10 protein-coding genes are annotated in these 12,831 nt (G+C 56.7%); 8 read left to right on the top strand and 2 right to left on the bottom strand.

The features are described from left to right. Positions 1–8: 8 nt before the first annotated feature. A complete protein-coding gene (locus tag ACGY09_RS05875; RefSeq protein ID WP_397570839.1) occupies positions 9–1,481 on the bottom strand; it encodes a DUF1501 domain-containing protein in 1,473 nt (490 codons plus the stop codon). A gap of 281 nt (positions 1,482–1,762) precedes the next feature. Then, positions 1,763–2,329: a GNAT family N-acetyltransferase gene (locus ACGY09_RS05870; protein WP_397570838.1), complete on the bottom strand. Its 567-nt coding sequence runs from the start codon at positions 2,327–2,329 to the stop codon at positions 1,763–1,765. A gap of 575 nt (positions 2,330–2,904) precedes the next feature. Here ACGY09_RS05870 and fliP point away from each other — a divergent pair. The 8 genes from fliP to ACGY09_RS05830 all read left to right on the top strand — a co-directional run bounded on the left by fliP (position 2,905) and on the right by ACGY09_RS05830 (position 12,831). Continuing rightward, positions 2,905–4,338 (top strand): flagellar type III secretion system pore protein FliP, encoded by a 1,434-nt coding sequence (gene fliP / locus ACGY09_RS05865; RefSeq protein WP_397570837.1) that lies wholly within the window; start codon positions 2,905–2,907, stop codon positions 4,336–4,338. A 3-nt stretch (positions 4,339–4,341) separates the two neighbouring features. Continuing rightward, positions 4,342–4,608, top strand: coding sequence for a flagellar biosynthetic protein FliQ (locus ACGY09_RS05860; protein ID WP_397570836.1), 267 nt, complete (start codon positions 4,342–4,344; stop codon positions 4,606–4,608). Then, a complete protein-coding gene (locus tag ACGY09_RS05855; protein ID WP_397570835.1) occupies positions 4,605–5,537 on the top strand; it encodes a flagellar biosynthetic protein FliR in 933 nt (310 codons plus the stop codon). The genes ACGY09_RS05860 and ACGY09_RS05855 overlap by 4 nt, the downstream gene beginning before the upstream one ends. A gap of 458 nt (positions 5,538–5,995) precedes the next feature. Further along, positions 5,996–6,496, top strand: coding sequence for a universal stress protein (locus tag ACGY09_RS05850; protein WP_397570834.1), 501 nt, complete (start codon positions 5,996–5,998; stop codon positions 6,494–6,496). A 378-nt stretch (positions 6,497–6,874) separates the two neighbouring features. Beyond that, complete coding sequence (locus ACGY09_RS05845) at positions 6,875–7,165, top strand: DUF2007 domain-containing protein (protein ID WP_373651204.1); 291 nt, start codon at positions 6,875–6,877, stop codon at positions 7,163–7,165. A gap of 59 nt (positions 7,166–7,224) precedes the next feature. After that, positions 7,225–8,232 (top strand): proline racemase family protein, encoded by a 1,008-nt coding sequence (locus ACGY09_RS05840; RefSeq protein ID WP_397570833.1) that lies wholly within the window; start codon positions 7,225–7,227, stop codon positions 8,230–8,232. Between the two features lie 76 nt (positions 8,233–8,308). Beyond that, on the top strand, positions 8,309–9,574 hold the full coding sequence (locus ACGY09_RS05835) for an NAD(P)/FAD-dependent oxidoreductase (protein WP_397570832.1): 1,266 nt from the start codon (positions 8,309–8,311) through the stop codon (positions 9,572–9,574). A 533-nt stretch (positions 9,575–10,107) separates the two neighbouring features. Continuing rightward, the gene (locus ACGY09_RS05830; RefSeq protein WP_397570831.1) at positions 10,108–12,831 is read left to right on the top strand and encodes a PSD1 and planctomycete cytochrome C domain-containing protein; all 2,724 of its coding nucleotides are present in this window, start codon (positions 10,108–10,110) and stop codon (positions 12,829–12,831) included.

Genomic DNA, 12,831 nt, shown 5'->3' with positions numbered 1-12,831 from the left:
AAGTCGGATCAGGCGGAAAATCGAATTGGATCGCCGTAGTAAATGTTATGCGGCCGATCCAGGTCGTCTTTCCAGACGGCTGTGTCGGGGATTCCCAGTGCATGGTAAATCGTCGCGGCCAGATTCTCAGGCGTCCGGGGTTCACTGACGGGGTAGGCTCCGTTCTTGTCGGATGCTCCGACGATCTGACCCCCTGTGATACCTCCGCCCGCAACGAAGACGGTCTGGACCGCTCCCCAGTGGTCTCGACCTGCTTTCGCACCCGGACTGCGATTTTGCGATTGAACTTTGGGAGTGCGGCCCATTTCCCCGAGCATCACAACCAGTGTCTCATCAAGCATCCCTAACGAGTGCAGGTCCTCGAGCAGCGCTGAAACCGCTTTATCAGTAGGCGGAAGAAGGCAATCCTTCAACAGCACAAAGTTGTTGTCATGGGTGTCCCACGACTCATTGTTACCGAGATTGACCTGAACGAGATTAACGCCCGACTGAACCAGTTGCCGAGCCATCAGCAGCGACCATCCAAACGAGTTGCGTCCATAACGATCGAGCACCTGAGGGTCGGCGCGATGCACGTCGAACGCACGCTGCACGCTGGCATCGGTGAGCAGCGAAATGGCCGCTTCACGATGCCGGTCGAATGATTCAGTTGCCGCTGCCCGTTCGAGGTCGCTGCGCTGGCGATCGAGGATTCCCAGCAGGTGGTTCCGGTCAGACAAACGGCCCCGGTTGAGACCTTCCGGCAGGTTCAGGTTCGGTGACTGAAAAGTGAGCTTCGGATTCGATTCACGCCCCCTGACAAAATGGAATTCGTATTCGGGATAGGCTCCATACGACTTCGGGTTGTAGGGTGAGGCTTCTATGAACCAGGGATCACGGCGGCTTCCCATCTGTCCGCCATACTGGCCGGGCAGGGCACGTCCTGAGTTATGAATCAGCCGTTCGGGTAAGACCACTGCGGGCGGTAGATTGTTGTTTCGGCTCTGCGTGGCCGCTCCGACCACGGAAGCGATCGAAGGCCAGTCGGATGACTGGGGCTTCGATGGATCGTACCCCAGTGGCATGGGTGTTCGTCCCGTGAGGATGGACGTGTGCCCTTGCGAGTGTTCGTTATGGGGCGTGGTTAGCGATCGGATTTGACTCCAGAGATGACTGCATCCGGCGAGCATCGGCAAATGTTCGCAAATCTGAATGCCCGGTGTACGGCAGTGAATGGGCGAGAATTCACCGCGAATGTCGGCGGGGGCGGCTGGCTTGGGATCAAAGCTGTCGTGCTGTGACAACCCTCCCGACAGAAATACGAAAATGACAGACTTGGCCTTTCCACCCGGTAGCGGCATCGTGGTGAGGTCTCGGGACACGATCTCGCCACCACGCAGTGCCGAAACGTGGTTCATTCCAAGGCCGAGTAATCCGATCGAGCCAGCCTGAAGAAGTGACCGTCGACCTCGATCCAGGGGAGTAACGTGACTGGGTATCATGCCGAGAATCTCTCACAAATGGACTCCCCGCCAGACAGCGAGATGGCTGACGGACGGTGAGTTGTTCATCGCAGTTCTACGTCGCAGACCATTGGCGCCCTGTCGGTCTGCCGTTTCCGTTTGCACATCCGGCTCTGTAAGCATCATCAACGGCTCAGGATGACCGTGACGGACCCCGTGTTAATGAGCCAGTGCACACCAACAGGTTGTGGCATCATAACAAACTTTGCCGATGCGTGTCACTGCGGTGTTTCGTTTTACCGAAGCCGTTGAGTTTTCGATCAGTGAATCGACGCTTCAATCGGAACCACGCGGTACATGGTGCGAAGAACCCGAAATCCAAGGCTTTGGTAAAGTCCTACGGCAACGACGTTATTGGCCGTCACTTCCAGTACGACGCGTTTCATACCCGCTTCGGCAAAGCCACTGAGAGATTTCAGGACGAGGGCACGTCCGAGGCCAAAGCCCCGATGTTCGGGGACCACACCAATGTTCTGGATGGATCCGGAGTGGTCGGTCAGTCCGATCCCCTGAATTGTTCCACAGTCCTGGGGAAGATGGTCGCCGTCTGACCACTCTACGAGCCAGGTGGCCCGCGAAAGGAATGTTTCCTGGCTGGCAATGTCCGACATCAGTCTGAGGCAGCCATAATATTCACCCAGACAGGCAAAGACCTCAGAATCCACTTCATCGCGAAAGCTGCGAAACTTGGTGAGAGCGTGTCGCTCGACATCCGTTTGTCGCCATTCTCGCCAGTGATACCCGACCGGTAACTTCGCAGGAGGAAGCGGAGTCTGCTCGAAGTTGATTTCCATCCGGTAGCGTTTGAAAAACTGCTGGTCCGCCATAAGACTTCATCACTGGAATGAGGTTTCCGACAACGCTTCCCATCCTCGGCTCAGCCAACGCGCCACGTCATGTCACTTTCTTATACCGAGAATCTCAGTCGAAGCGAATTGCTGCTCGCACTCGAATAAGAATCCGTCAGGGACCTGCTTGAGGCAAGGGGGACACCCTGTCGAGATTGCGGGTTGCTGCGTCATTTTTGCGAACCGCATGACTTCGCTTAAGGGCCAGGAGAAATTTGGGGTACAACGGAGAAAGGGGGGATTCAAAGAACCTGATCAACTGTGTTTTGTCCGAGTTACGTCGGACTGGAGGGATGACGTTTGCTGAATCCTGATCTTGTCCGATTTTCCAATCCCGGTTATTCCACGCGATCAGTTTCGGCGGATTTTGCCGGAACCAGAATGCGACTTTGAGTCGGGGAAGTGGAATTCAGGATTTGTCGTGCGGCATCGTGACCCGTTCGGTCTGTCGCTGCTGTTCCTGCTTCTGACAACTTCGACCCCTTCAATGACAGGGGCGGATGATGTGGGATTCTGAAACGCTTCGGAAACCGCTGTTGCGGCGACGGGAGGGGATGCCACGTTCCTGGCTGGTCTGCGCTCTGTCCTGTCTGGTCCTGGTGTCAGCGGCTTTGGGGGACGAGTCAGCTCCCGCATCCCAAGCGAGCGGGAAACGGAGTGTTCCCTTGCCACCGCGGCGAGTGGCCAACGAACCGGCAGAAACGCTGCGAGGCAAAACCGCCCCGTCAGCGAACCACCTGTGGAGTACCCTGGTTTCACTGACGCTGGTGGTTGGTGCGATTGTTGTCATCGGGCGAGGGCTGAAGCGTTACGGGCTGCGCACGACACAGTCGCTGCCCGTTGAGGCATTTGAGGTGTTGGGTCGCCGAATGCTGGAACCTCGCGTCGCCGTACACATGGTGCGCTGCGGATCACGCATTCTGCTGCTCGGAGTGGGACCGGAGGGCGCTCGTACCCTTTCCGAAATCAACGACCCGGATGAGGTCCGGAAATTAACAGAAAGCTGCCTGGGAAAACCGTCCGAAGACACTTCTTTCGACTCAGCGAAGGCTTCTTTGAAGGGATTTTCTGCCCGTCCGAGCACCATCGCGAAACGGGCAATGCTGCTGGTCGCGGCGCTGGGGTTATTCGTGTGTTCTCGCGCGGAAGCGCAGTCACCTCGCCCCTCGGGACCGAACAGACGCGCTCAAGCGCAAGCACCCGCACGGCTGGCGGTCAAAGATGTCGACCGTCCCGTGGAGGTCGTGAAAAGCGAGAATGTGACTCCCTTTCAACTCGACCCGCAGCAGTGGGTCTCCCCTCAGCAGATGGGGCTGTCGCTTAAGATGCTCGCGCTGATGACGGTCTTCAGTCTTGCCCCTTCGATCCTCATGATGACAACCTGCTACGTCCGATTTACCGTGTCGCTCGGACTCTTGCGGCAAGCATTGGGGACACAGCAGGGGCCCCCCAACCAGGTTCTCGCTGCGATCTGCCTGTTCCTAACATTTCTCGTGATGTCCCCGGTCTGGCAGAAGTGTTACGAGGAAGGGATTCGACCGTATACCAACCCGGCGAATGGCGAGACTTCGATCGATGAAACGACGGCGCTGACACGCACAATCGCTCCTGTGCGGGCCTTCATGAGCCAGCAGATCGAAAGGGCGAACAATGGGGACTCGGTCTGGATGCTACTGGATTACCAGCGGTCCGCTACGGATGACGGTCAGTCATGGGAAGAACCCCAAAGCTACGATGACGTTCCCTTTTCGGTGCTGGCACCCGCGTATCTCTTGAGTGAATTAAAGGTGGGATTTCTGATTGGGTTTCAGTTGTTCTTGCCGTTTCTCGTCATCGATCTGGTGGTCGCAATGGTGCTGACAAGCCTGGGACTCACCATGATGCCTCCTTCGATGGTGTCGTTACCCTTCAAACTGTTGTTGTTCGTGATGATTGACGGATGGTTCCTGACCGTAGGGATGCTGCTCGAAAGCGTGGGGGCAGCGTAATCCATGGAGACCGAATCGGCAGTCAGCCTGTGTCAGTCAATGCTGCTTGAAGTGCTGTTGCTGGGGGGGCCGGTATTACTGGCGGCCCTGGGGATTGCGCTGGTGATCGGCATGATGCAGTCGATGACGCAGCTCCATGATCACTCGCTGACGTTTGTCCCCAAAGTGACAGTGATCTCTCTGGCGATTCTTTACCTGCTCCCGTGGGGTCTCAGCCGGCTTGCTGAGTACGCGACGGATCTCATTCGTTCCATCCCTCAGCACTTATGAACTCCATTCTTACTCAACTGACCGACGACCCCTGGGGGCGACTGGTTTTCGAGTACCTGGTGACAGGTGGTCTCGAGAACGGACTCGTCAGCCTGCTGGTTCTGGTCCGTCTGTCCGGGGTCTTTGTGATTTCGCCCTGGTTGATGTCAGTGAAGTTCCCACTTCCCGTCCGCCTCGGTCTGGTCATGATTCTGACGTGCGTCATCGCGCCCCTTGCGTGGTCGAGACACGGTGCCCCAGAGGTCGGCAGAGCTTTGCTTTCCTCGCTGATCGTTCAAAATCAAGACGGCGCCATGCGGGATACGCGACTTTTCGATCTGTCTTCCAGACAGAGCCCCGTGGGAACTGCTGACTCGTCCGAGGCGAAAACTGGTGGCACCGATTGGGGGGTGATCCTGTTCAGTGAAATTGCAGTGGGGACATTGCTCGGCACGGGAATCCTGATCATTTTTCTGGGACTGAAGCTCGGTGGGGAATGGCTGGACCGCTACAGCGGACTTGGGCTCGCACGCACGTTCAATCCAGAAATTTCTGGCGACGATTCCGCCTGTGGCCAGATCAGCATGCTGATGGGAATCGTGGCATTCGTCCTGCTCGAGCCACTCAACGGGCAGGCACTCGCGCTGAAGTCTTTGATTGATTCGTTCGCAAGTCTCCCGCCGGGTGCCCCCTTCTGGACGGAGCAGCCTGTCGAAACGATCATCGAACTCATTCAACAATCCGTGGTGCTGGGTATCCGGATTGGCATTCCACTTGCCGCGACCATGCTGCTGGTCGATTTGACGCTGGCCATTTGCAGCCGCAATTCGCAGTTACCCCTGAGTCGTTCACTTTACCTGATTCGGGGAACACTGGGGCTGGTCATGCTGGCCTTGACCCTGACAGCCATTCCGGAAGTCATCGTCGCTGCGACGACCTCGTTGTTGTAATTTCTGATCGCAGTCTGGAATCGGAACGGGGTTACTTTCTGATTTCTCTCACGGCAGGACCCAGAAAATTTTGAGGGGCCTCGTGCAGGCTATCAGATAGGGAGCTGGTCTGAGGTCGGTCAGCTGCATCCCTTTTGACCACTCGTCGAACGGGATTTCCGGAATCGGCGGATTTCCGTCTACCGGACCCTCTCCGATCGAAACGACTTTTCGTGTCGCGACATTAATCACAAGCCCGCAAGGACTTCTGCAGTGCTGTTCAGCGTCGAGTCTTGAGTGTTCGCGAGACGCGTTGCTGACGCACGGATTTCAGCGAACAAGGCTTTCTTCCCGAATCGAACTATTTAATTGATTGTTCGGCATCGATCGTGCTCTACTGTCTGCTGACCGAGTCTTGCTTCATTGAAGTTAGTCGTTTGACGAGATCCGATGATCGGTTCATTTGAGGAGGAGGCACCATGCAAGTTTCAATTCACAAGATCCTGTTTCCGACGGATTTCAGCGCACCGGCAATTGAGGCCCAGCACTACGCGCTAGCGCTCGCTGAACGGATGGGATCGGAATTACACCTTCTGCACGTGGTGGTCCCGCCCGTCCTTCCATTCCCCGATGCGACCACATCCTGGACGATGCCGGAAACGGGCGTCACCGATCTGATCCGGCACGCCGAACAGCGGATTGCAGATGAGGTCGCGAGCTGGCCAGAAGAAAGCCGTGTCGTGACGAGCGTAACGACAGGTTACGCCGTAGACGAAATCGTGAACTATGCGAAAGCTCATGATATCGACCTCATCGTCGCAGGTACTCACGGGCTCTCTGGACTTTCTCATTTACTCATGGGGTCAGTCGCAGAAAAACTGGTTCGGGTTGCCCCTTGTCCGGTCCTCACCGTTCGGCCGGGAGGTCATCAGTTTATTTCCGATGCTCACGAAGTCGCCACATCGGCTGGCGCGACCTAGAGTGCAAACGGTGGGGGACTCGTCACGCTCGCACCCTCTTTTTCGCTGAGGGTGCGTTGGGCGATCATGCAAACTCCTGGTTGGTTCAATTGTCCTGCGGTTTTCTCTTACGTGGGGATGACTGCGAGTCGACCGGCACTGAGGGCACGCAGTGAACCGGTGTCCTCAGATGAAAAAGAGAGGATGTTGATCCACCCACGCCTTTTACACGTTTCTAACCTACGGATGACACAAGAGTTGTCCGGCTTGATTTCAGTGTCTGTGCGGTGCCACAATCTGGATGGTTGAGTATCCGTCCGCATCGTTGACCTGTCTCGATTACGATCTGCGACGGCAGAGAGACATCACGCGTCCTGTTGCCTATACGGAGTTTGAACTATGTCTACCGATTCTTCAGAGTCCCTCGTCTCAGTTTACTCAACACCCCAGGCATTCGATGCCGCACTTGTGAAAGCCATGCTCGCGGATGCAGGGATCGCCGGATCGGTGGAAGACGCTAATGGCCCGTTTCCAGGGATCTCAGCAGTTCCCTGCCATGTGTATGTTCCTGCCGAGTACGAAGCGGAAGCGAGAGCTTTAATTGCGGAGCATGAAGCAACGCATCGTGAACGCGTCGAAAGTGAGTTCGAAGAAGTTGAAGCGGAAGATGACGAGCTGAGCGACGTGTAGCCGAACGCTCTTTCGTTCCGTTTGCGCTCGTCCCGTTCTGGTCTTTCTCCACGTGATCCATGCGTGACCTTTTCAAGAAACACCTCGTTCACGTCATCGACTCACACACCGGCGGAGAGCCAACGCGTGTCGTGATCGCGGGGGGGCCTGATCTCGGAAGTGACTCGCTTGCTGAGCGAAGAAACCGCTTCCGGGATCACTTTGATGATTTTCGTTCTTCCGTGATCAATGAGCCGCGCGGGTCTGACGTGCTGGTGGGAGCACTCTTGTGTGAGCCGGTCGACCCGCTGGCGGTGGCAGGCGTCATCTATTTCAACAACGTCGGCCCACTTTGGATGTGTGGGCACGCCACCATCGGACTTGCGGTCACACTCGGCCATCTTGGCCGGATCCAGGCGGGAACGCACCGGTTGGAAACTCCTGTCGGGACGGTACTTTTCGACTACGACGGAGCCAACCGTGTCGTCTTTGACAATGTCCCCAGCTACCGCTTCGCGCAAGGGATCACAATTGACGTTGAGGAAATCGGCCCCGTGACCGGCGACGTCGCCTGGGGAGGAAACTGGTTTTTTCTGGTCGATTTCGCATCGCTGCCAGGGCTAACGTCCCGATTGCCGGGGGTATCCGTCCCATTCCGCTTGTCAGAAGTCGACCTTCTTACCCAAATCGCGCAGCGTATTCGGCGGGCTCTTCGCGAGAATGGAATAACGGGCGCAGAAGGGGGAGAAATCGACCACATTGAATTCATCGGCCCGCCCGTCGACCCGCAGAACCACGGCCGTAACTTTGTGCTGTGTCCCGGAGCGGCCTATGACCGCTCACCGTGCGGGACGGGGACGTCAGCGAAACTGGCCTGTCTGGCAGCGGATCGAAAGCTAATGCCGGGAGAAGTCTGGCGACAGGAGAGTATTCTCGGGAGTGTCTTTGAGGGGACATTCCGCTACGAGAACGGCCACATCATTCCCCGAATTGCCGGAACCGCCTACATCACGGCGGAGGCAAATCTGATTCTTGACCCGGCGGACCCATTTCAAATGGGAATCACCCCCGAGCGGTGCAGTTCCTGAAGAAATGTGGTAAATGAACAGGAACTTATTTGTCACCTTTTCTGAAATGAATCGAGTTCGCTGAGGAGTTTGAGAGTTGAGTCAACGCGTGGTCGTCATCGGCGGTGGTGTCATCGGAGCGGCCTGCGCTCACTATCTCAGTCAATCCGGTTCTCGGGTCACGATTGTCGAAAAGAAGACCATCGGCAGCGGAGCGGCGCATGGCAATTGCGGATACGTCTGCCCGAGCCACATTCTTCCACTGCCCGGTCCCGGCGTGATGAAGAAGACGCTTAAAGCGATGATCAGTCCGAACTCGCCGTTTTCCATCAAGCCTCGGCTGGATCTGTCGCTGTGGCGGTTTCTGCTCGAGTTTGCCCGTCACTGCAATATGAAGGACATGCTCGCATCGGGCGTCACCCTGCAGTTGATGCTCAATTCGTCCAAGGCTCTTTACGAGGAACTCTTCGCCAACGAGCCCATTGATGCGGAATGGCAGATGTCCGGCATCCTCTACCCATTTCTGCATCAAGCGGGGATGGAGCACTTTGCCGAGACGAATCAGATCCTCAGAACTCACTTCAATCACGGTGCCGACCGCTACGATGGCGATGCGGTGACAGAACTGGAACCGGCTCTGAAACCGGGACTTGCGGGGGGGTGGCATTTCCCCGGAGACGCTCATTTGCGCCCTGACAAGCTGATGTCGTCGTGGAAGAAGCTGCTGGAATCTCGTGGTGTTGATGTTCGAGAACATCATGAATTCCTGGGCTTCACGACCGGCCGTCAGTTAGCAAGCAACGGTCATCCCGCAATTACTGCAGCCAAAACATCCCAGGGCGAAATCGAAGCGGACGCCTTTGTTGTTGCTACCGGTGCCTGGACCCCGCTGCTGAACCAGCATCTGGGATGCAAGGTTCCAATCCAGCCCGGAAAAGGCTACTCGTTGACGATGGCCCGGCCAGAAAAGTGTCCCCGCATGCCTCTGATCTTCGAAGAGCATCGCGTCGCCGTGACCCCATGGCCCTCTGGCTATCGTCTGGGATCAATCATGGAGTTCGCGGGATACGATTCGTCTCTGAACCCGCGGCGGATTGCCATGCTGAGGAGCGGGGCGAGCCACTATCTACATGAACCAACGGGCGATCCCGTGATCGAAGAGTGGTTCGGATGGCGCCCGATGACGCCAGACAGCCTGCCCATCATCGACCGCAGCCCCCGCGCAGAGAATGTCTACATTGCCGCAGGACATAACATGATTGGGGTGTCGATGGCGACTGCGACTGGCAAACTAATTTCTGAACTCATCCACCGGCAGCCAACGCATATTCCGGTTGAGCCAATGTCTGTTCGCCGCTTCTGATTGCAGTTTTTTTTCAGTTCTTGTTGACAAAGCTGACCGTCTGGTCGATACTTTACATACACGAGCAGTTTGGTGATATATTGGATGAGGCCTCAGGCCCACCTCGTATTGAAAAAATCTTGCTGACCGGCAAAGTCCGGAGGTATGGAGTAGAGACCAGGGAGGTCTCGATGCGTTGTTCTCGCCCTGAACGCGACTGGCCTGTTGCGCCATTCCAATTTCGAAAAACGGCTACCCGGGTAAGGTTTGTTTCCTACCTGGGTACGTCTGCCCGAGGCTCCTTCGCCGGAGCCGGTCGTCAAGACGTTCGTTGTTCTGCGGAAGATTGTCCGTCGTTGCCACTCGCCCATTCCTGGATGACTCATCCCGTTCACCGGTATGCCGCATCCGTCTGCAGTGAGTGTTGTTGCTGAGTCCGAGGCGACTTCGTACTCGCCCGAACTCAGGCGTGCGCCCTCTTCTTTTGGCGCGCAATCTGGGTGGTGATCCCGGTTTCATACGACGAACCCTACTTCTTTCTATTGCGGGACAACATGAATCGCTCTGCTCCTTTCACGCATCTCGGCGCAAACTGTCGCGGTCTGCGGATCCGAATTGGACTATTGGCTCTGAGTTTTTCCGGCTTTGTACAGCTTCTTCCACTTCATGCAGCCGACAACCGGCCTTCGGACGATCCGGCCAAGGTTGAGTTTTTTGAGAAGAAAATTCGTCCGCTCCTGCTGGAGAACTGCATCAACTGCCATTCCGCAGAAAACGGTGGAAAAGGTGGATTGCGAGTTGACGATCGAAATGGGTTGATTGAAGGAGGTGGGCGCGGTCCTGGACTCGTACCGGGCAAGCCCCAGGAAAGTCTTTTGATCAAAGTCGTGCGACATCAGGGGCTGCAGATGCCCCCCCAAAAGAAACTGACGGATGATCAGATTGCGGATCTGGAAAAGTGGATTCTCGACGGTGCGACCTGGCCGGCTGTAGAGATTCCGGATGATTTGACCGGCCCCAAACCCGAGTACGATGAACTCAAACGGAATCACTGGGCATGGCAGCCACTCAAGGCCGTGGTGCCACCCACGGTCACAAGCGAAGCGTTTGCGGCCAATCCCATCGACCAATTCATTTTCAGCAAATGGGCCGAAGCGGGACTGCAGCCAGCCCCGGATGCCGACAAGATTGCACTGATTCGTCGCGTTACCTTCGACCTGACCGGACTTCCCCCCACCGTTGATGAGATTGACCGCTTTCTGAGTGATGATTCTGACAAGGCTTTTGAGAAGGTCGTCGATCGATTGCTGAAGTCTTCGGCTTATGGGGAACGATGGGGGCGTCACTGGCTGGATCTCGCCCGTTACGGCGAATCCACTGGCTCGGCACGGAATATCCCTCTGCCCCACGCCTGGCGTTACCGTGATTACGTCATCGACTCATTTACGAACGATAAGCCCTACGATCAGTTCATTCGTGAACAGATTGCCGGGGACCTGCTTCCCGCCAACTCTCCGACCGAAAAAGCAGAGCAACTGATTGCGACGGGCTTTCTGGCGATTGGCGTGAAAGACGTCAACCAGCGGTTCAAAATCCGGTTCATCATGGACAACGTCGATGAGCAGATCGACACGGTTACCCGTTCTGTTCTGGCGTTGACCGCAAGTTGCGCCCGTTGCCACGATCACAAGTTCGACCCCATTCCAGCGGTCGACTATTACGCGCTGGCAGGGATCTTCCAGAGCAGTGACTTGTGCGCCGGTGTCAGAAGCAAGATGGGGGGCGGCGGTCTCGATTACTACGACAACACGTTGCTGCTGCAGGTGGGGGCCGATGCCAAAACCGATCCGCAACTTGCAGAGAATATCGAAGCGGCGACGCAGGCGTTTGAAAAGGCACGTGCCGAGTTTGAAGCGATTCGGGGCACACCAGAAGGTCTCGCAGTCGGTCCTAATGGCAAGCCCAAACAGCAGGCGTTCCGGGCACGCATGAACAAGGCTCAGCAGGAACTTCTCGCACTGACCGATCCTGCCGTAATTGGAAAAGTGGCATACGGAGTCCGGGATGGAAAGAAGATCAGTGACACCGAAGTCCGCATCCGTGGCGAAGCCGAACTGCAAGGCCCGACGGTTCCACGTGGCTTCCTGAGTTTGCTCGAATGGCCTGAACAGCCAAAGGTGAATCCGAAACAGAGTGGACGTCTGGAACTGGCCGAGTGGCTGACGAGTGAGCAGAACCCGCTGACTCAGCGAGTCATCGTTAACCGGATCTGGCAGCACCTGTTCCAGCGCGGGATTGTCTCGACAGTGGATAACTTTGGAACGACTGGCGACAAGCCCTCGCATCCGGAACTTCTGGATTACCTGGCGAAGCAGTTCGTTGACGAAGGCTGGTCGGTCAAGAAGTTGATTCGATCGATCGTCCTGAGTCATACGTACCGGCTCGGTGCCGATTCCGTCAGCTCCAATCTGGCGATTGATCCCGGTAATCGGTTCCTGTGGAGACACAGTCCTCGCCGCCTGGACGCGGAAGAGATTCGCGATGCCATGCTGGCCGCATCGGGGCAGCTCAATCCCGTCCGTCCTGAAGGGTCGCCAGCAAAAGACTTCAAAGTGATCGAAATGAGGAACAATGGTCCGGAAGCTCGCAACCTGAGCGAACAGGCACTGGCCAGCGTCTCACGCAGCATCTATCTGCCGCTGGTGCGTGGTGTCACTCCTCGCTCTCTGGAAGTCTTCGACTTCGCAGAACAGGGAATGGTGACCGGCAGTCGCCATACAACGACGGTTCCGACCCAGGCGCTCTACCTGTTGAACGATCCGTTCGTACGTAAACAGGCACTCGCGCTTGCGGAACGAGTTGTCCAGCAGCCGAACCTCAGCGATGTCGAGCGGGTCAACCTGGTCTACAGACTCGCGCTCGGCCGCCAGGCGAATCCGACAGAGATCGAACGAGCCACCGGGTTTGTTGCAGAGATCGAATCTGCCACCCAGCCGGCCTACGCTGCGGCGGACGGCAACCTGGTTGCCGATGCCGCAAATCCTGCTACCCCAGCGACGTTGACCAAGGGGCCTCAAGGGAATTCCCGACCGCAGGCGGCAAGTGACGCGACGGCGGCAGCGGTACTTCCGGTGATTCCTGCGAATCCCGACGACATCGATCCTGTCGATGCACCCGTCAAAGAAACGGTGATTGAAGCCAGTGATGCCAGGACAGCGGCCTGGTGGAGCTTCTGTCAGGCAGTCCTGGGAGCAGCGGAGTTCCAGTATCTGAAGTAA

Origin of the sequence: Schlesneria sphaerica, assembly GCF_044336245.1 — a bacterium.
GTDB classification, from domain to species: Bacteria; Planctomycetota; Planctomycetia; order Planctomycetales; family Planctomycetaceae; genus Schlesneria; species Schlesneria sphaerica.
Note: the sequence above shows the minus strand (reverse complement) of the source record. Positions and strands in the feature narration are given on the sequence as shown.

Excerpts from the sequence above, each read along its gene's own strand:
- ACGY09_RS05845 (WP_373651204.1), top strand. The coding sequence starts at position 6,875 with ATGTCTACCGATTCTTCAGAGTCCCTCGTCTCAGTTTACTCAACACCC.
- fliP (WP_397570837.1), top strand. The coding sequence starts at position 2,905 with ATGCCACGTTCCTGGCTGGTCTGCGCTCTGTCCTGTCTGGTCCTGGTG.
- ACGY09_RS05830 (WP_397570831.1), top strand. The coding sequence starts at position 10,108 with ATGAATCGCTCTGCTCCTTTCACGCATCTCGGCGCAAACTGTCGCGGT.
- ACGY09_RS05860 (WP_397570836.1), top strand. The coding sequence starts at position 4,342 with ATGGAGACCGAATCGGCAGTCAGCCTGTGTCAGTCAATGCTGCTTGAA.
- ACGY09_RS05875 (WP_397570839.1), bottom strand. The coding sequence starts at position 1,481 with ATGATACCCAGTCACGTTACTCCCCTGGATCGAGGTCGACGGTCACTT.
- ACGY09_RS05850 (WP_397570834.1), top strand. The coding sequence starts at position 5,996 with ATGCAAGTTTCAATTCACAAGATCCTGTTTCCGACGGATTTCAGCGCA.
- ACGY09_RS05855 (WP_397570835.1), top strand. The coding sequence starts at position 4,605 with ATGAACTCCATTCTTACTCAACTGACCGACGACCCCTGGGGGCGACTG.
- ACGY09_RS05840 (WP_397570833.1), top strand. The coding sequence starts at position 7,225 with ATGCGTGACCTTTTCAAGAAACACCTCGTTCACGTCATCGACTCACAC.
- ACGY09_RS05870 (WP_397570838.1), bottom strand. The coding sequence starts at position 2,329 with ATGGCGGACCAGCAGTTTTTCAAACGCTACCGGATGGAAATCAACTTC.